Raw genomic sequence first — 18,724 nt, forward strand, 5'->3', positions numbered from 1 at the left:
ATGGCCGAGTACCTGCTCCCCGACGTCGGTGAGGGCCTCACCGAGGCCGAGATCGTCACCTGGAAGGTGAAGGTCGGCGACGTCATCGCGATCAACGACATCGTGGTCGAGATCGAGACCGCCAAGTCCCTCGTCGAGCTCCCCTCCCCGTACGCCGGGGAGGTCACCGCCCTGCTCGTGGCCGAGGGCGAGACGGTCGAGGTCGGCACCCCGATCATCGCCGTCGGCGACGTCGGGTCCGGGGCGGCGGCCCCGGCTGCTCCCGCGGGCGGTGCCGCGTCGCCCGACCCCGCGGCGACCTCGCCGGTCGAGGCGGCCGAGACGGTCGAGATCGACTGGTCCAACCCCGCCGCCAGCGGCGGCGGCGAGGGCGAGTCGCTGGTCGGGCGCAGCAAGGCCGAGCGCGGGCCGGTGCGTCGCCCGCGCAAGGGCAGCGCGTCGCCGCGCACGGAGTCGGCCGCCGCCACCCAGATGCAGGTCCAGGGCGCGTTCGCCCCCGGCGGGGCGCAGTCCGACCCCGTCGTGGAGACCGACGAGCCGGCCGTGCCCGCGACCTCGGCGCGCCCCGACGAGACCCACGACCGGGTGGCGGACCCGCTCACCCCGGCGCGGGCCACGACCCCCGGCGGGGTCCGGGTGCTCGCCAAGCCGCCGGTCCGCAAGCTCGCGAAGGACCTCGGCGTCGACCTCGCCGCGGTCCGCGCCACCGGCCCCGGGGGCACCGTGACCCGCGAGGACGTCGAGGGCGCGCGCCGCGCCCCGGCCGCGTCCCCCGCCACCGCCGTGTCCGCCCCGTCGGCCCCGCAGGCCGCCGCGCAGCCGGCCGGCCGGGAGTGGCGCGAGCCGGTCAAGGGCGTGCGCAAGATGATGGGCGAGGCCATGGTCGGCTCCGCCTTCACCGCCCCCCACGTCACCGAGTGGGTCACCGTCGACGTCACCGCCGCGATGGAGCTCGTCGAGCGGCTCAAGGGCCGCCGCGAGCTGCGCGACGTCAAGGTCTCGCCGCTGCTGCTCCTCGCGCGCGCCGCGATCCTCGCGATCCGTCGCACGCCGGTGATCAACTCGACCTGGGACGACGCCGCCCAGGAGGTGGTGTTCAAGCGCTACGTCAACCTCGGCATCGCCGCGGCCACGCCCCGCGGGCTGGTCGTGCCCAACGTCAAGGACGCCCAGGAGATGGACCTGCGCGAGCTCGCCGAGGCGCTGGTCGCGCTGACCGCGACCGCGCGCGAGGGCCGGACGTCGCCGGCGGAGATGGCGGGCGGCACCTTCACCATCACCAACGTGGGCGTCTTCGGCGTCGACGCCGGCACCCCGATCATCAACCCCGGCGAGTCGGCGATCCTGTGCTTCGGCCAGGTCCGCAGCCAGCCGTGGGTCGTCGTCCGGGACGGCGTCGAGGTGATCGAGCCGCGCCAGGTCACCACGCTGGCGCTGTCCTTCGACCACCGCCACGTGGACGGTCAGGCGGGCTCGCGCTTCCTGCGCGACGTCGCCGACGTGATGGAGGACCCGGGCACGGCGCTGCTGTTCTGAGCGACGGTGCCCGCGACCGGCCCCCTGGTGGTCGGCCCGGCCCGGGCGCGCGACCAGCGGTTAGGGTGCCGCCACCCGTCCGGCAAGGAGAGACCATGACCCGCACCGACCTCGACCAGGCGCTCGCCGCCGTGGACGTGCTGTCCAGCCTCTCGCGGCGCCAGCTGCGCAAGCTCGTCGACGCGGGCAGCGAGGTGCGCAGCCCGGCGCGCAAGGAGATCGCGACGGAGGGCCTCGGCGCCCTCGCGCTGCACGTGATCCTGGACGGCCAGGTCGAGGTCAGCCGTGAGGGATCGGTCATCCGGACCCTGGGCCCCGGTGACTACTTCGGCGAGATCAGCATGATCGACGGACGACCGCGCTCGGCCACGGTGACCACGACCGAGGTCACGACCACCTTCGCGATCCCGCACGTCACGGTGGCGGGTCTGCTGGAGAAGGACGCCGAGCTCGCCAACGCGCTGCTCGTCTCCCTCTGCGGCCGGCTGCGCGAGGCCGAGGCTCGCCGCTAGCGCACCCGGGCGTTGTCGCTGAGCGCCAGGAGCACCGTCTTCACCTGGTACGGCGTGAGCCAGGGGTGCTTGCTGCGCATCAGCGCGACCATCCCGGTGACGTGGGGGGCGGCGAAGCTGTTGCCCGTCGCGACGACCGTCTCCCCGTCGCTCCACGCCACCTCGACGTCGATCCCGCGGGCACCGAGCTCGACGGGCGGTCGGGGGTTGCACGCCAGGCCCCAGGGGTCGTCACCCGGGGCCGCCGCGACCGAGACCACCGAGGCGAACTGCGAGGGGTAGGTGGGGCCGGGGTCGTTGTTGGCCGCACAGACCAGGGTGGTGCCGGCGAAGTAGGCGGCGTCGGCGAGCGCGTGGAGGCGGGCGTACATCGACTCGCTGCGGCTCGACAGGCTCAGGTTGACCACGTCGATGCCGCGGGCGAGCGCCCACTCGACGCCCGCGACCAGCATCGCGCCCTGCCCCTTCAGGTCGGCCCCGAGGACCCGCACGGACAGCAGCTCGGCCTCCGGGGCGAAGCCGCGGATCACGCCGGCGCACGCCGTGCCGTGGCCCACCAGGTCCTCGTGCGGTCCCTCCTCGACCCGGACGCCGCCCGCGGCGCCGCCGTCGCGGACGACCGCGGCGCCCCCGGCGATCCCCCCGACGGCGGGGTGGTCGGGGTCGACGCCGGAGTCGACCACGGCGACCCGGATCCCGGCGCCGGTGGCGCCGCCGAAGGCCCACTCCCGCACGTCGTCCAGCGGCAGCGAGCGGACCGGTGCGGGGTCCGCGAACGCCGCCGACCACTCCGGCGGGTCGTCGGCGACCGCGGAAGCGGCGTCGGGAGCGGGCCGGACCCGGGCGGGTGCGGGGACCGGGTGCGGCGACCCCGGCGCGCGGGCGACCGGGCGCACGGCGGCGTCGAGCCTGGCGGCCACCACGGTCAGCACCTCGAGCCCGGGGTGCTCGGCGGCGGGGTCCAGGACCTCGACGACCCCCACCACCGCGCCGGTCGCGTCCGCGACCGGCGCGGCCAGCACCGTCGTCGGCACGTAGCCCGTGGCCCGGGCCGCGGCGTGGTCGAACCGGGTGTCGGTCGCGACCGCGGCGACGCCGGCGGGCAGGCCGGACCGCGCCACCCACCCGATGATCCCGCGGTCGAGGGACACCGGCACGTCCGGCAGCCGGTCGGCCCCGGCGCCGTCGGCGGCGACGAACCGCAGTCGGGTCCCGCCGGCCTCGACGACGGCGTAGGAGCAGGCCGCGGCGTCGTACAGGGTGCGGATGCTGCCGAGCAACCGGGCGACGTCCGGGTGCCGGCTCGCGCGGGTCCGCGCGCTCACGGTGCCACCGGGTCGGCGCGGTCGAGGCGTCGCAGCCGGGGCAGTCCGAGCAGGCCGACGCCGAGCAGGCTGACGACGCTCAGCCACACCGTGGTCGGGGTCCCCAGTGTCGCGATCGCCCAGGACGTGAGGCACGAGGCGAGCAGCAGCGCGGCGATGGCGAGGCTGTTGAGGGCGCCGAAGACCCGGCCCAGCACGTCGGTGGGCAGTGCGCGCTGGAGTGCGGTGACCGCCAGGACGTCGACCACGAGCGTGCCCGCGCCCCGCACGACCTGGGCGGCGAGGGCGGCGGCGGGCGCGTCCGTGACGAGCACGACCAGCATCGGCAGGCAGGCGGCAGCCGTGGCGGCGAGGATCACGGGGGCCAGGCGCGGCCACGCCTCCGCGCGCGTGACCAGCGGTGCGGCGAGCACGCCGCCGACCCCCAGCCCGGCGAGGAGGTAGCCGAACCCGTCGGCCCCCGTCCCGAGCAGGTCGTCGGAGACGGCGACGAACAGCACGGTGTCCACGCCGAAGACCGCCGTCGCGAGCACGGCGTAGCCGACCAGGACGGCGGCGGCGGGCTCCGTGAGGATCGTGCGGATCCCGGTCGTGAGCTGGCCCAGCGCGCCGAGCTCGCCGCCGTCCGAGGTGTCGACCGCGCGGGTGCGGGTCCGCACCCGCGCGACGAGGATGGCCGAGACCGCGAACGTCGTGGCGTTGAGCCACACGACGTGCTGCGGAGGGCCCAGGAGCAGCAGCGACGCGGCGAGGGCCGGACCGGCGACCACGGTGACGTCGTCGACGGCGTTGCGCAGGGCGTTCGCCGAGGCCAGGTGCCGCTCCGGCACGACCTGGGGGGTGAGCGCGGCCGTCGCCGGGTCGTACGCCGTGGCGAGGGTCGAGGCGACCGCCGCCAGGCCCAGCACGACGGTGACCGGGGCACCGAGCGTCATCGCGAGCGCCATCGCGACCATGACGGCGAGCAGCAGAAGGTCGACGGTGCGCAGGAGGCGGGCCTTGTCGTGCCGCTCGACCAGCACCCCCGCCCAGGCGCTCACCAGCAGCGCGGGGACGAAGCGGCAGGCGGTGGCTACGGCCAGCCACGTCACGGAGCCCGTCGCCTCGAAGACCCAGACCGTGACCGCGACGGTGTAGGCCCAGCTGCCCGCGTCGGACAGCGTGGACGCGCCGAGGAGAAGGCGGTAGTCGCGGTGGCGCAGGGCCGCGGTCAGCGCGGTGTCGCGGCGGTCGGCCTCGGTCTCGGTGGCGTGGGCGAGGGTCACGGTCGGCTCCTCAGGGGGAGGTGGTGGACGGGGCGGCGGAGCGTCGGCCGGGCGCGGGTGCGCGCGGGAGGGGGCGGTGCGCCCGGCCAACGGCCCGCTCAGCTGCGGAAGATGCGGCGGCGGTGGCCCTCGACGTCGTCCTCGACCTCGACCTCCGGGGCGTGGTCGGTCCGGTCGGCGTCGCTGCGGGTCTCGGGGGTCGGCTCGTCGTGGTCCATGGCGTTCTCCTTCGGTGAGGGCTCGCCGGGCGGTGGCGCCCGACGACACGGACTGTCGCCCGGTCCGCGGCCCGTGGGTGTCGGCCGACGGACACGACCCGTGTCGGATCGACGACACCCGTGGCGGGCGGTCCGCTCCGGTCTGGAAACGAGGGGCCGCGGGTGCTTCACTGCGGCGCGTGGGGATGGACGTGGGTGAGGTCCTGCCGTCGGGGACGGTGACGCTGCTGTTCTCCGACGTCGAGGCCTCGACGCAGATGGTCCACGCCCTCGGGGACGACTGGGCCGACGTCCTCGCGCACCAGCGCCGGCTGTGCCGGCGGGCGTGGGTGCGGCACGCCGGCGTCGAGCTGGCCACCGAGGGGGACTCGTTCTTCGTGGTGTTCGCCTCGCCGCGCGACGCGGTGGCGGCCGGGCTGCGGGTGCAGGGCTCGATCGCGGCCGCGACCTGGCCCGTCGGCGCGAGGGTCCGGCTGCGGGTGGGGATCCACACCGGGACGCCGACGCGGCACGCGGACGGGTACGTGGGCATGGACGTGCACCGGGCGGCGCGCGTCGCCGCGGCCGCGCACGGCGGGCAGCTGCTGGTCTCGGAGGCGACGATGCGGCTGGTGGCCGACTGGCTGCCGGACTCCGTCGCCACGGTCGACCTCGGCGAGCACCAGCTGAGGGACATCCCGACCCGGACCCGGCTGTTCCAGCTGTCGCCCGCCGGGCAGGACGCCGCCTTCGGGCCGCCGCGGACCCTGGGCGGGGCCGGGAGCCTCACCACCTCGGTGCGCGACGGGCTGCGCGGGGTCCGCGGGCGCGACGGCGAGGTGGCCGAGGTCGCCGGGCTGATCACCGACGGCGTCCGACTCGTGACCCTCACCGGTCCGGGCGGGGTCGGCAAGACCACGCTGGCCACGGCGGCGGTCGCCGTCGTGGCCGACTCCTTCCCCGACGGCGTGCACGTCGTCCCGATGGCCGGGGTGACCTCGGCCGCCGGGATGTGGGCTGCCCTGTCGCAGGTGCTCGACGCGCCCCCGGACGCCCAGGAGCCGACCGGCCTCCTCGAGCACCTGCGGCACCGCCGGGTCCTGCTGCTGCTCGACAACCTGGAGCAGATCGCCGACGCCGACCAGGTCGTCGCGACGCTGCTCGACGCGGCGCCCGACGTCGGCGTCGTCGCCACGTCGCGCCGTCCGCTGCACCTCCCGGCCGAGCACGAGCACGCCGTCCGCGGCCTCGAGCCGGCCGACGCCGTGGCGCTGTTCGCCGAGCGCGCGGCCCGCGCGCGGCGGGGTTTCGTCGTCGACGCGTCCAACGCCACGGCGGTCCGCGAGCTCTGCTCGGCGCTCGACCGGCTGCCCCTGGCCCTGGAGATCGCCGCGGCGAGGGTCAAGCTGCTCTCGCCGCAGGCGATGCTCGCGCGGCTCGACTCCAGCCTCGACCTCGCGACCAGCCACCGGCTGGGGGAGGGCCGCCAGGCCACGCTGCGCGACACGATCGCCTGGTCCCACGACCTGCTCGACGCCGGCCGGCGCAGCGTGCTGGAGCACCTCGGTGTCTTCGTCGGCGGCGCGTCGCTCGAGGCGCTCGAGGCCGTCGTGCCCGCCGCGGAGCTGGGTGGGGCGGACCTCCTGGACGTGCTGTTCGACCTGGTCGACCAGTCGATGGTCGTGGTCGGCGACACCGCCGACGGCGAGCCCCGCTTCGACCTGCTCGAGACCGTCCGCCGCTTCGCGCGGGACCGGTTGGACGCCACCGGACGGCGGGCCGGGGCCGAGCAGCGGCACGGCCAGCACCACCTCGACCTGCTCCGCCGGCTCCACGGCGCGCTCGAGGGGGGCGAGTACCGGGCGACGCGCACGGTCCTCCTCCGCGAGCTGCCCAACGTGGACGCCATGCTCGCCCGGCCGGCCCTCGACCTGACGTGGGACGACGTGCCCGTGCCGCCGGCGCACCGTCACGCGTACGCCGCTGTGCTCGCGCTCGACCTCCGCCTCGTCGAGGACGCCCGACAGTGGGGCCGGGCGGGCCTGGCCGCCGACGCGGGCGACGGTGACACCGGCCGGGTGGCCCGGGCGTGGTTGCGCGGTGAGCTCGGCCGGATCGAGTCCCGCCACGGCGACGCCGGACGCGCGCTGGCGTTCGCGGAGGAGGGCTGGGCCGAGCTCGGCGTGACGACCCACGGGACCTCGCCTCCGTGGCGCTCCGCCGCGCGCGTCGCCGTCGAGGTCGCCTACCTCGGCTCGCTCAGCGCCCTCGACACCGACCGGGTCGAGGAGTCACGGGCGTGGCACGGTCGGATGCGGGCGGTGGGCGAGGCCGCGGACGACCACCTGATCTCCGCGTTCGTGGCGGAGATGGGCTCCTGGCTGGCCGAGCACGACGGCGACCTCGAGAAGGACCGGGCGCTGCTGCTGGAGTCCCAGCAGCACCGCCTGGCGGCCGGGGTCCCGCTGCGGGTGCAGGACGTCAACAACCTGGCCGACGTCGACATCCGTCTGGACCGTCACCACCTGGCCCACGCCCGCCTCGCGGCGCACGCCGACCTGCCGCTCGACCTGGGGGACCCCTACCTGCTCGGCGTCTACGCCGAGACCATGGCCGAGGCCGTGGGCCCGGCGTACCCGTCGGTCTGCGTCCGCACCTACGCGAGCTCGGCCGCGCTCCGCGACGTCGAGGGCATGGGGCGCGACGACTACGGGGCGGCCGTGGAGGAGCGTGTGATGTCCGCGGTCCGTCCGCTGCTCGACCCCGAGGAGTACGACGCGGCGCGGGAGCGTGGACGGACGGAGGCGGTGGCCGACCTGGTCCGGGAGATGGCGGCCCTCCCTCCGATCCCGTCGCCGCCCGGGGCGTGACCACAGGACCCGGACGCCGGCCCTCGTCGAGGGGTCAGCGCCCGCAGCGGCGCGCGAGCGCGGCGAGGTCGTGCACCTCGACGCGGCCGCGCCCGAGGGTGACGACGCCCTCGCGCACCAGCCGCTGCAGCGCCTGGTTGACCGACGGCCGGGTGCCGCCGGTCAGGTCGGCGAGCTGCGCCTGGGTGAGGGGCACGACGACCGGGCCGGCTCCCGCGTCACCGGCCCCCGTGGCGGTGTCGCGGTAGTCCAGGGCGAGGTCGTGGACGTGGCGGTACACCCGGCGGTCGAGGCCGACGTGAAGCAGCTCGAGGACGTCGTGGCTCAGGCGGTCGACCCGGTCCGCCAGCAGCACCGCGAGGGCCCGGTGCACCGCAGGGTGCTCCTCGCAGAGCCGGCGGAACGCGACCTCGGTCAGCACCAGGGTGCGGGCCGGGTCGAGCGCGGTCACGGTCGCCGTACGGCGGCCGTCGGGGCGTAGCAGCGCGAGCTCGCCGAAGTAGTCGCCCGGACCGAGGTGGTTGACCGTCGCGGTGTCGCCCGACGACAGGGAGACCCGGACGGCGAAGTGGCCGTCCGCGACCAGGTGCATCGAGTCGGCCGGGTCGCCCTCGTGGCACACGATGTCGCCACGGTCGAAGGTCCGGGGGCGGGCCAGCGCGATCAGCCGGCGCCGCTCCGTCGCGGGCATCGAGGCCAGCAGCGGCCAGCCGGCGCCGGCCCGACCGGGGCCCGGGCGCCCCCATGGGTGCCCGGGCCCCGGGGTGTCCTGGCCCGTGTCGTGCGGTCGGGTGGTCACCAGGGGAGTATCACCCGCACCGGGGGCCCCGGAGTGTCGGCCGGCGGACACATCGGGCCCGGGTCCGGGGACGACGAACCCCCGGCCCGCCTGCGGCGGAACCGGGGGTCCGGTGGTGAGGCGCGGCCGGCTCGTGCCGGCCGAGGGGCCTCAGCTCAGTGGCTGACCTTCTTGCGGCCCGCGAGGGACTCCGCGACGCCGATGAGGAGCACGGCGGCGATGACCGCGATGACGAAGCCGATGACGTTCAGCTCGCCGACGGAGCCGGTGCCGATCAGGCTGGCGATGACGCCGCCGATGACGGCGCCGGCGATGCCCAGCAGCAGCGTCCAGAGGATGCTCAGGTTCTGCTTGCCCGGCTTGATCAGCCGCGCCAGCGCTCCGATGATGAGGCCGGCCACGAGAAATCCGATGATGCCCATGAGGTGTACTCCCTTCCTTTGTGTCGTGTGTGAGGACTGCAGCCTCGCAGTACCCCCCCGTATTCCCCTGATCCGCGCGACGGAGGGTGGTTCGGACGGTGCTGCTCGGGGTAGACACTCCTCGTGAGCGAACCCCCCGACACCGGCTCCGCCGGCGAGCGCGCCGGAGGCGTGCTCGGCGAGGGCGACGTGGTCGGCGGCTTCCGGATCCGGCGGCGCCTGGGGGCGGGCGGCATGGGGGTCGTGTACGCCGCCTGGGACGAGAGCCTCCACCGCGAGGTGGCGCTCAAGGTCCTCGCCCCGCAGCTCGTCGACGACGAGGAGTTCCGCACCCGCTTCACCCGCGAGGCCCGCACGCAGGCGCGCCTCGACTCCGCCCACGTCGTCGCGGTGCACTCGTACGGCGAGGAGTCCGGTCGGCTGTGGATCGCCACCCAGCTCGTGGCGGACGGGGACCTCGGCCACCTGCTGCGCACCGACGGCCCGCCGCCGACGCCGGTCGCTCTGGACCTCGTCGCGCAGGTCGCGGCGGGGCTCGCCGACGCCCACGCCGGCGGCCTGGTGCACCGCGACATCAAGCCCGGCAACGTGCTGGTGCGGCGTCGCGACGACGGGCTGCGCGCCTACCTCGCCGACTTCGGCATCGCCCGCGTCGCCGACGCCGAGCTCACCCGCTCGGGCGGCGCGATCGGGACCCCGGCCTACATGGCGCCCGAGCTCCACCTCGGCGCCGAGGCCGGCGTGGTCACCGACGTCTACTCCGTCGGCTGCCTGCTGTGGGCCGTGCTGACCGGCCACTCGCCGTACGGCGGGCCGAGCGAGTACCGGGTGATCCGCGACCACGTCGAGGCCCCGGTCCGTCAGCTCGCCGGCAGCGACCCCTTCACCACCACCCTCAACCGCACGCTGGCCCGGGCCATGGCCAAGCGGCCCGAGGACCGCCACCCCGACGCCCCGGCGCTGCGCGCGGACCTCGTGCGACTCGCCCGCTGGGCGCAGTCGGAGCCCGTGCCCCCGGTCGTGCCCCTCGGTCCGCCCGGCGGCGCCGGGGGCCCGGGGCCGAGCTGGCCGAGCGGTGCGCGCAGCCCGAGCGGGACGCCGAGCGGCGGACCCCACAGCGGACCCAGCAGCGGACCCCACAGCGGACCCAGCAGCGGACCCCACAGCGGACCCCGCAGCGGACCCGGCAGCGGACCCCACAGCGGCGCAGCGGGCGTCGCCGCGGGCGGGGGCCCACGGAGCAGGGGCCCGCTCGTCGCCGTCGTGGTCGGAGCGGCGCTGGTCGCGGTGGCGATCGTCGTCGGTGTCCTCCTGGGTCGCTCCGGCGGTGACGACGACCCGGTCACCGCGACGGACCCCTCGGCGAGCCCGTCGGCGGGCGCGACGTCCGGGACGACCCCCGACGGCGGCCCGACCGTCACCCCGAGCGAGGAGGCGTCGTCGGGCATCGGCTCGGGCGACGACGCCGCCGACCGGCGGCTCGCCATCGACAACCTCTCCACGGCCATCCAGGACGAGACCCCGATCCTGCCGGACTCGGTGTGCGACTGCACCGCGCAGCGGTGGGTCGACGCGGTCGGCGTGCCGCGTCTCGTGGAGGAGGGGGTCCTCACCGAGGACCTCGACTACGACCCCACGACGCAGACCCAGGACATCGACGACGACGTCAACGACGCCGGCGAGGAGGCGGGCCGCAGCTGCGGCGAGGAGTACGCCGACGACCTCACGGGCGCAGCGACGCCAGGGCGGTGAGGAGTGCGGCCTCCTCCGACCCCTCGAGGCCACCGAGGGTCACGTCGGGTCCGGTCGAGAGCCACACGGCCGTGTCGGCCGCGGTCTCCTCGGCGGGCCGCACCCGCAGGCCGCCGGCGCGGGCCGGGGCGTCGTCGTGCGCGAGGATCCCGGCGAGGTCGGGCGGCAGCCACAGCGGCAGCGAGCCCGGGCCGGACCACGGGGCGACGCCCCGCTCGAGGAGGAACGCGGTGTCGGCCCACACCCAGGTGGGGGTGGCGCCCACCGCGCGGGCGACGGCCGCGAGCGCCTCGGCGCGGGTCGTGGGAGGCCCGACAGCGTCGACCACGCCGGTCGAGCGGCGCTCGGCGCCGTCGACCAGCCAGTCCGCGAGGTCGCGCGCGTCGAGGACCTGGCACGGGTCGTCGGGGTCGCCCGGGGCCAGCACCCGCTCGCCGGGTGCGCTGTCGAGGAGCCGGCGCACCCAGGTCGGGTAGCGGCCCGACGGGTCGTCGGGCCCCACCAGCAGACCGGGCCGCACCACCCAGTGGCCGGCCGCCTCGGCGACCGCCTCCTCGCAGGCGACCTTGCGGCGGCCGTACGCCGCGGCGGGGTCCGCGTCGGCGGGGTCGCCCGTGCCCTCGTCGGACCTCAGCGGCTCGTGGAGCGCGAGCGTGGCGGGCCCGCCGCCGCGGGTGGCGGTGTCGGAGTAGACGCTGATCGTGGACACCAGCACGTGGTGCGCGTCGGGCAGCGCGGCGACCGACGCGCGCACCCACCCGGGCTGCCGGGCGACGTCGACGACGACGTCCCAGCCGACGCCGACCGCGTCGCGGACCTCCGCGGGGCCGGCGCCCGACCGGTCGAGGGCCACGTGCCCGGCGCCCTGCGGGACCGGACCCGACGCCGCGCGGCACGCGCAGACCACCTCGTGCCCCCGTCGTACTGCCTCCTCGGCGACCGCTCGCGACAGGAACGCCGTGCCGCCCAGCACCAGGAGCCTCATGGCCCCATCGCAGCGCGCCCGGCGGCCGCCGGCAAGGGTGTTCCGCCGTGCGCGGACCGGTGGACGGGCCGGGTGGGTCAGCCGCGGCCGCGGCGCGGGCCGGGCAGCTCGAGGGCGAGGAGCTGGACGCGCTTGCCGTCGGCGCTGGGGTAGTCGGAGACCGGGCGGAAGCCGCGGGCCTCGTGGAAGCGCAGCGAGGGCACGTTGGGCGGCTCGAGGTTGACCTCGAGCACGAGCCGGCCGTACGGCGCGGCGATCGCCTCGATCTCGTCGTAGGCCCGCCCGGCGAGGCCGTGGCGGCGGAAGCGGTCATCGACGACGATCCGGTCGAGGTAGTAGAAGTCGGTGCCGAAGTGCTCGGCGTGGGCGCGGTAGTGGGCCGAGTCGTAGTCGCTCCCCGGCGCCATCGTCATGACGAAGCCCGCGAACTCCCCGTCGGCCTCGATGACCTCGGCGCGGTCCGCCCAGTCGAGCAGCCGCTCGAGGCGCTGCTCGTCCATCGGGGAGAGGAGGTCGACGTTCCGGTCGTTGAGCTCCAGGACCGCGGCGTGGTCGCGGCGCTGGACGGGGCGGAGCACGGTGGCGGCCCCCGGAACGACGGTGTCCGACATGCCCGCCACCTTGCCACAGGGCCCTGCCCGGCCCGGACCGAGCACCGGACCGTACCCTCCACAGCCATGGCGATGCTGCTCCTGCGCGACGTGCGTCTCGTGCCCGTGGCGGCCCGGCGCCTCGGCGTGGTCGTGCCCCCGGTGGGGGTGCCGACCGACCCCGTCGACGTCCTGGTCCGCGACGGCGTCGTGGTCGAGGTCGGGCCCGGGCTGCGCCCCGGCGTGCTGGCCCCCTCGATCGACGCGGACGGTCGCTGGCTGATCCCGGGGCTGTGGGACCACCACGTCCACCTCGGGCAATGGACCGTCACCTCCGCCCGGCTCGACCTGTCCGGCGCGACCTCGGCGGAGCACGCCGTACGGCTGGTCGCGGAGCGCATCGCCGAGGGCCCCGAGGGCGCGATCGTCGGCTGGGGGCACCGCTCGGCGCAGTGGCCCGACGAGCCGCTGGTGCCGCTGCTCGACGCCGTCGCCCCCCACACCCCGGTGATCCTGATCTCCGGCGACGCCCACCACGCGTGGATGAACACGACGGCGCTGATGTGGCTGGCGCTGCCGGTGCGCGAGGCCGTGGTGCGCGAGGCGGAGTGGTTCGCGGCGTACGGCCGGCTGATGACGATGTTCGGCGACGACTCGACCTCGCCCGCGGCGTACCGCCGGACGATGGAGCACGCCGCGGCGCAGGGCGTCGTGGGGCTGGTGGACTTCGAGTTCGGCGGCGGCTTCGCCGACTGGACCGACCGCTACGACGGCGGCGCGGACCTGCTGCACGTGCGGGCCGCGACGTACGCCGACGGCCTCGAGGACGCGATCGGCGGCGGGCTGCGCACCGGCGACCCGCTGCCGGGCTGCGACGACATGGTCACCATGGGCCCGCTGAAGATCATCTCCGACGGCTCGCTCAACACCCGCACGGCCTGGTGCTGCGCGCCGTACGCCGACGCGCACCGGCTGGAGTACCCCGCCGGGCAGCCCAACCTCGACTACGGCGAGCTGCGGACCCTGCTGGCCCGCGCCCACGACCACCAGCTCGAGGTCGCCACCCACGCGATCGGCGACGCGGCGGTCGAGGCCGCCCTGAGGGCGTACGCCGAGACCGGCGCGACCGGCGCGATCGAGCACGCCCAGCTCGTCGCGCGCGCCGACGTGCGGCGGATGGCGGAGCTCGGCCTGCGCGCCAGCGTCCAGCCCGCCCACCTGCTCGACGACCGCGACCTCACCGACCGGGTGTGGCCCGACCGGAGCGAGGGCTGCTTCGCGTGGCGCTGGTTCGCCGAGGACGGCGTCGACCTCCGGTTCGGGTCCGACGCCCCGGTGGCGCCGCTCGACCCGTGGCTCGCGATGGCGGCGGCGGTGCACCGCAGCGCGGACTCGCGCCCGGCCTGGCACCCCGAGCACACCCTCACCCCGGCCGAGGCCCTCGCGGCGTCGGTCGACGGGCTGGGCACGGTGGGACCCGGCCATCCCGCGGACCTCGTGCTGCTCGACGCCGACCCGCTCGCGCACGGCCCCGCGGCCGGCACGGCCCCGGTGGCCCCCGACGGCGGACCCACCTGGGACACCGCCGCGGCCGCCGCGGGTCTGCGGGAGATGCCCGTCGCCCTCACGATGGTCGGCGGCCGGATCGTCCACCCGATCTGAGGGCGGTCCCGTCCCCGCCGGGCCCGCCGGGCCCGGCACGTGGTCCGCTCAGCCGTTGCCGGTCGGGCGCCCCGCCGGGCGCACGGCCTCGGTGACGAGGTCCGCGACGGCCTCCTGTCCGGCGGCGAACGGGTGGAACGCGAGCGCCGCGCCCGGGTCGGTCGTGGCGCCGTTGACCCAGGGGTCGCCCGAGCAGATGTCGTGGCCCACGGACGCGGCGTACGCGTCGACGAAGCGGACCCCCGCGTCCTGCGCCGCCGTCCGCATCGTCGCGTCGAGGCCGTCGGCGACCCCGCGGACGAACGCGACGTCACCGTCGGCGAGGGGCAGGCGGTCCGGGCAGGTGCCGGTCGCCGGGGCGGTGTGCGGGTAGCCGACGAGCAGCACCTGGGCCCGCGGCGCCTCGCGCTGCACGCGCCGGAGGGCCTGGGCCAGCGTGACCCGGAGCTCGGCGAGCCGCTCCTCGGGCTGCGCGCCCAGCGACGCCGCGCACGGCGAGCCGGTCGGGTCGGCGTCGCGCAGCGCCGGGCAGGTCCCGACGAGCGGGGTGAGCACGTCGTTGCCGCCGATGCCCACTGTCACCAGGTCCGTACGCCGGTCCAGCGGCGCGGTCTGGGCGGGCACGGTCTGCGCGGGGCCGGCCTCGCCGGTGAGGGTCGGGCCGTCGAGGGTCTGGGGCGCGAAGAGGTCCGCGGTCGCCGCCTCGACGCAGCTGCGGTCCGTCAGCCGCACGTCGCGTCCCTCCGCGGCGAGGGCCTCGGCGACCAGCGCCGGGTAGTTGCCGGTCGACCGCACGCACGGCCCGGACGCCCCGTCGATCGACGGCACCAGCGGCGCGGCGGTGTAGGAGTCGCCGAGGGCGACGTAGCGCAAGGGGGGCTCCGCGCGTCCGGCCGCGGCGGTCGACCCGGCGTCGGTCGGCTCCGTCTGGTCGCCGGACGACGAGCAGCCCGCCACCAGCAGGACCGCCGCGAGCGCGGAGGCGACGACGGTCCGGCGGGGCACCCGGGAAGCGTAGGCAGGCCGCCCTACGCCAGCGCGAGCGTCAGCTCGAGGACGGTGCGGGGGTCGTCGAGGGCGTCGCCGTACAGCTCGCGCAGGCGGCCCATCCGGTAGCGCACGGTCTGCGGGTGGCAGAACAGCGCGGCGGCGACCGCCTCGCGTCGGCCCTGGTGCAGCAGCCAGGCCCGGAGGGTGTCGCGGAGCTTCTCGGCGGTGTCCGCCCGCACGTCGGCCAGGGGGGCGAGGGCCCGGGCCCGCAGGTCGGCGAGGGCGACGGGGTCCGCGTGCAGCACCAGTTCCCCGAGGTGCTCCTCGGTGTCCAGCAGCGACTCGTCCCCGACCGGCGCGAGCCCGAGGGCGAGCGCCCGCGCCGCCCGGTCGTACGACGCCCGCACCTCCAGCGTCGGGCGCGCGGGGCCGACCACGGCGTCCCGGTCGGCGAGCGCCCGCACCAGCGTCGTACGACGGGCGCCGGCGACGTCGGGCACCAGCAGCAGCGCGCGGTCCTCCAGCCCGGTGAGGTCCTCGGCCGGCTGCAGGGTCGCAGGGCTCACGACGCCGAGCACCGCGCGTCGCTGCGAGTCCGGCACGACCACCGCGGTCAGGGTCTCCGGCCAGGGCCACTCGACGCGCTCGGCCGCGGCGATCGCCTGCTCCTTGGGCGCCCCGGCCAGCAGCAGCCCGCCGAGCTGCTCGAGCAGGCGGCGGCGCACCCGCCCCGAGGTGGCGAGCTCGTCGGAGTGCCCCGCCGCGCTGGAGGCCGAGAGCTCGTCGATGTAGGCGAACACCAGGCCCGCGAAGTCCCCGAGGGTCTCCGCCTCGATGCCGCCCGACACCGCGGCCGCCGACATCTCGCGCCACGAGGCGCGCGCCCCGATCCGGTACGCCGCGAGGAGCGCCTCCATGGAACGCCCGGCGCGCGCCTCGCCCCGTCCGAGCTGGTAGGCGCCCTCGACGGCCGGAGCGGTCGGGGTGCGGGGCGCCTCGCGGGTGCGCGCGGCCAGCGAGATGAAGCCACCGAGGGCGAGCTGCACGGCGTTGCGGATCTTGGCGCCCATCGGGCCGCTCAGGGCGCCGGCATAGCTGGGGACCTCGGAGATGATGGCGTCGACGGTGCGCTCCGCGACCTGCGGCAGCCGGCTGCGCATCTCGGCCAGCACCTCCGCCGGGAGCACGAGGTCGGGCGCCACCAGCGGTGCTCCGTCGGACATCGAGACCTCCCGGTTGTTCGCAGTGAACAACCGCAGGTGGTCGATTCACGTCGCGTGGTCAGGAAGTTACTCGCTGGGGCCAGCACAATGGAAGACATGTCCAGCGCAGCACTGCCCCGACGCGCCGGTTCGAGCGCCGCGGGCGCCGGGACCGGCGTCAGCTGGCGCGAGGCCCTGCGTCGCCGCGCCCGCTCCGTCGCCGACGCCGCGGTCACCCCGCTCGACCTCGACGACGTCCTCGACGTGTTCCACCCGCTCCGCGGTGGCCGCGACGGCCTGCAGGGGCGGATCGTGGCGATCCATCCCGAGACCGCGGAGTCCGCGACCGTCGTCGTCAAGCCCGGTCGTGACTGGGCCGGCCACCTCCCGGGCCAGTACGTCCGGGTCGGCGTCGACGTGGACGGCGTGCGCCTGTGGCGCACCTACTCGCTGACCCACGGTCCGCGCGCGGACCGCTGCATCAGCCTGACCGTCAAGGCGATCCCGGGCGGCGTGGTCTCGAACCATCTGGTCCACGACGCCGAGCCCGGCCAGATGATCCAGCTCGCGCAGGCCGAGGGCGAGTTCACGCTGCCCCAGCCGCTGCCCGGCAAGCTGCTGCTCGTCACCGCGGGTTCCGGCATCACCCCGGTGATCGGCATGCTGCGCAACCTGTTCTCGCGCGCCGAGCCCACCACGAGCACCGACATCGTGCTGGTCCACGTCAACGCAACCGAGCCGGCCTCGATCTTCGCCGCCGAGCTGCGTCGCCTCGCGGAGCGGGGCCACATCCGCCTCGTCGAGCGCTTCGACGACGTCCACGGCACGCTCGACGTCGCCGACCTGGCCGGCCTGGTCCCGGACCTCGACGAGCGGCTGGCGTACGCCTGCGGGCCCGCCGGGCTCCTCGACGCCCTCGAGCAGCACCACGCCGACCGCGGGCTCGTGCTGACCACCGAGCGCTTCCGCGCCACGACCGTCGAGCCCGGCGACGGCGGCACCGTCACCCTCGGCTCCGGCGCCGTGGTCATCGAGGCCGACGGGGCCACCCCGATCCTCGACGCCGCCGAGTCCGCGGGCGTGCTGATGCCCAGCGGGTGCCGCATGGGCATCTGCATGGGCTGCGTCCTGCCGATGCGCTCCGGCGCCGTGCGCGACCTGCGCAACGGCGCGATCACCGTCGCCCAGCCCGGGGAGACCGACCCGGGCGGCGTCCCCATCCAGACCTGCGTCAGCGCCGCCGCCGGCGCCTGCGACATCGACCACGCCGTCGCCTGACGGCCCCCCGCACCTTCCTCCGCACGCCCACCTGAACCACAGCCCAGGAGGCACCGCATGACCGCGATCACCAAGAAGCCCGAGAACCCCACCGCGCACCTCACCGAGGCCGACATCGAGGCCATCGGCGTCGAGCTCGACGCGATCCGTCAGGACGTCATCGATGACCGCGGCGAGAAGGACGCGGCGTACATCCGTCGTGTCGTCGACGTGCAGCGCAAGCTCGAGCTCGGCTCGCGCGCCGTGCTCCTCGGCTCGGCCCTGCCCCCGCTGTGGGTGCTCGGCACCGTCGGCCTGAGCGTGGCCAAGATCCTCGAGAACATGGAGATCGGCCACAACGTCATGCACGGCCAGTGGGACTGGATGCGCGACCCGAAGATCCACTCCACCACCTGGGAGTGGGACAACGCGTCCACCGCCGAGGGCTGGAAGCACTCGCACAACGAGGTCCACCACACGTACACCAACATCGTGGGCAAGGACAACGACCTCGGCTACGGCATCATGCGCGTGGACGAGGACCAGAAGTGGGTGCCGCTCTACCTCGCGCAGCCGCTGTGGAACTTCATCAACGCCTGCTTCTTCGAGTACGGCATCGCCGCCTACGACCTCGAGCTCGGCAAGAACCTCGCCCAGCCGAAGGAGAAGCGCAGCGAGGACTTCAAGCGCCGCGCCAAGAACACGGTGCGCAAGATCCGCAAGCAGGCGACCAAGGACTACGTCGTCAACCCGGCGCTCGCCCTGCCCCTCGGCGGCTTCCTGCCGGCGCTGGCCGCGAACTTCACCGCCAACGTGGTGCGCAACGTGTGGTCGCACTCCGTGATCATGTGCGGCCACTTCCCCGAGGGCGTCGAGACCTTCGAGCGCGCCGCGATCCCCGAGAAGGAGACGCGTGGCGAGTGGTACGTGCGCCAGATGCTCGGCTCGGCCAACATCACCGGCTCGAAGTTCATGCACCTGATGACCGGCAACCTCTCGCACCAGGTCGAGCACCACCTGTTCCCGGACCTGCCGTCCAACCGGTACGCCGAGGTCGCCCCGCGCGTGAAGGCGCTGTTCGACAAGTACGACCTGCGCTACCACTCCGCTCCGCTGCCGCAGCAGGTCGGCAGCGCGTGGCACAAGGTGGTCCGCCTGTCGCTGCCCAACAACTTCCTGGCCACCACGACCCCGAAGAACGCGGTGTCGCAGGCCAAGCTGCTGTGGGCGATGACCACCGGTGACCGTCGTACGCGCCGCGTCGCGCAGGCCCGCCTCGACCAGATGGCCGCCCGCCAGGCGCGCGCCGAGGCCGAGGTCGCCACGGCCGCCTGACCCGCGGCCCCCCGAACGACGGGCC

General features: G+C 75.9%; 15 protein-coding genes. 7 read left to right on the forward strand and 8 right to left on the reverse strand.

Annotated features, from left to right (window positions below; translation table 11 throughout):
• Together ABD158_RS03065 and ABD158_RS03070 are read left to right on the forward strand one after the other, a co-directional pair.
• Nucleotides 1-1,536 carry a dihydrolipoamide acetyltransferase family protein gene (locus ABD158_RS03065; RefSeq protein ID WP_344003504.1) on the forward strand — a complete coding sequence of 512 codons (1,536 nt, stop codon included), beginning with the start codon at nt 1-3 and terminating at the stop codon, nt 1,534-1,536.
• A 95-nt stretch (nt 1,537-1,631) separates the two neighbouring features.
• Nucleotides 1,632-2,048, forward strand: coding sequence for a cyclic nucleotide-binding domain-containing protein (locus ABD158_RS03070; RefSeq protein WP_344003507.1), 417 nt, complete (start codon nt 1,632-1,634; stop codon nt 2,046-2,048).
• Here the strand turns inward: ABD158_RS03070 and ABD158_RS03075 are convergent.
• On the reverse strand, nt 2,045-3,373 hold the full coding sequence (locus ABD158_RS03075; protein ID WP_344003509.1) for a S8 family serine peptidase: 1,329 nt from the start codon (nt 3,371-3,373) through the stop codon (nt 2,045-2,047). The genes ABD158_RS03070 and ABD158_RS03075 overlap by 4 nt on opposite strands.
• On the reverse strand, nt 3,370-4,638 hold the full coding sequence (locus ABD158_RS03080) for an MFS transporter (protein WP_344003511.1): 1,269 nt from the start codon (nt 4,636-4,638) through the stop codon (nt 3,370-3,372). Before ABD158_RS03080 ends, ABD158_RS03075 begins: the two co-directional genes overlap by 4 nt.
• Nucleotides 4,639-5,041: 403 nt before the next feature.
• Between ABD158_RS03080 and ABD158_RS03085 the strand changes: the two genes are divergently transcribed.
• Nucleotides 5,042-7,705 (forward strand): ATP-binding protein, encoded by a 2,664-nt coding sequence (locus ABD158_RS03085; protein ID WP_344003723.1) that lies wholly within the window; start codon nt 5,042-5,044, stop codon nt 7,703-7,705.
• A 34-nt stretch (nt 7,706-7,739) separates the two neighbouring features.
• Here the strand turns inward: ABD158_RS03085 and ABD158_RS03090 are convergent, their stop codons facing one another.
• Entirely contained in the window at nt 7,740-8,504 is a 765-nt protein-coding gene (locus ABD158_RS03090) for a Crp/Fnr family transcriptional regulator (RefSeq protein ID WP_344003515.1), read from the reverse strand.
• 155 nt (nt 8,505-8,659) lie between these two features.
• Nucleotides 8,660-8,905 carry a GlsB/YeaQ/YmgE family stress response membrane protein gene (locus ABD158_RS03095; RefSeq protein ID WP_344003518.1) on the reverse strand — a complete coding sequence of 82 codons (246 nt, stop codon included), beginning with the start codon at nt 8,903-8,905 and terminating at the stop codon, nt 8,660-8,662.
• A gap of 144 nt (nt 8,906-9,049) precedes the next feature.
• Here ABD158_RS03095 and ABD158_RS03100 point away from each other — a divergent pair, with 144 nt between their 5' ends.
• Nucleotides 9,050-10,678, forward strand: a complete 1,629-nt coding sequence (locus tag ABD158_RS03100) for a serine/threonine-protein kinase (protein ID WP_344003521.1) — start codon at nt 9,050-9,052, stop codon at nt 10,676-10,678.
• On the opposite strand, the gene ABD158_RS03105 is transcribed toward ABD158_RS03100, so the two are convergent.
• On the reverse strand, nt 10,650-11,663 hold the full coding sequence (locus tag ABD158_RS03105; RefSeq protein WP_344003524.1) for an NAD-dependent epimerase/dehydratase family protein: 1,014 nt from the start codon (nt 11,661-11,663) through the stop codon (nt 10,650-10,652). The two genes, ABD158_RS03100 and ABD158_RS03105, sit on opposite strands and share 29 nt — an antisense overlap.
• Before the next feature lie 77 nt (nt 11,664-11,740).
• A complete protein-coding gene (locus ABD158_RS03110) occupies nt 11,741-12,274 on the reverse strand; it encodes a GNAT family N-acetyltransferase (protein ID WP_344003527.1) in 534 nt (177 codons plus the stop codon).
• Nucleotides 12,275-12,340: 66 nt separating this feature from the next.
• On the opposite strand from ABD158_RS03110, the gene ABD158_RS03115 reads away from it, so the two are divergent.
• Nucleotides 12,341-13,915, forward strand: a complete 1,575-nt coding sequence (locus ABD158_RS03115; RefSeq protein ID WP_344003530.1) for an amidohydrolase — start codon at nt 12,341-12,343, stop codon at nt 13,913-13,915.
• A 48-nt stretch (nt 13,916-13,963) separates the two neighbouring features.
• On the opposite strand, the gene ABD158_RS03120 is transcribed toward ABD158_RS03115, so the two are convergent.
• Both ABD158_RS03120 and ABD158_RS03125 read right to left on the reverse strand, forming a co-directional pair.
• Nucleotides 13,964-14,920 (reverse strand): SGNH/GDSL hydrolase family protein, encoded by a 957-nt coding sequence (locus ABD158_RS03120; protein ID WP_344003533.1) that lies wholly within the window; start codon nt 14,918-14,920, stop codon nt 13,964-13,966.
• Nucleotides 14,921-14,943: 23 nt separating this feature from the next.
• Nucleotides 14,944-16,128, reverse strand: coding sequence for an RsbRD N-terminal domain-containing protein (locus tag ABD158_RS03125; RefSeq protein WP_344003536.1), 1,185 nt, complete (start codon nt 16,126-16,128; stop codon nt 14,944-14,946).
• Between the two features lie 96 nt (nt 16,129-16,224).
• Here ABD158_RS03125 and ABD158_RS03130 point away from each other — a divergent pair, with 96 nt between their 5' ends.
• Complete coding sequence (locus ABD158_RS03130) at nt 16,225-17,385, forward strand: ferredoxin reductase (RefSeq protein WP_344003539.1); 1,161 nt, start codon at nt 16,225-16,227, stop codon at nt 17,383-17,385.
• Nucleotides 17,386-17,442: 57 nt separating this feature from the next.
• Nucleotides 17,443-18,699 carry a fatty acid desaturase family protein gene (locus ABD158_RS03135; RefSeq protein WP_344003541.1) on the forward strand — a complete coding sequence of 419 codons (1,257 nt, stop codon included), beginning with the start codon at nt 17,443-17,445 and terminating at the stop codon, nt 18,697-18,699.
• Nucleotides 18,700-18,724: the final 25 nt, after the last annotated feature.

Origin of the sequence: Nocardioides lentus (genome assembly GCF_039529515.1) — a bacterium.
Lineage (GTDB): Bacteria > Actinomycetota > Actinomycetes > Propionibacteriales > Nocardioidaceae > Nocardioides > Nocardioides lentus.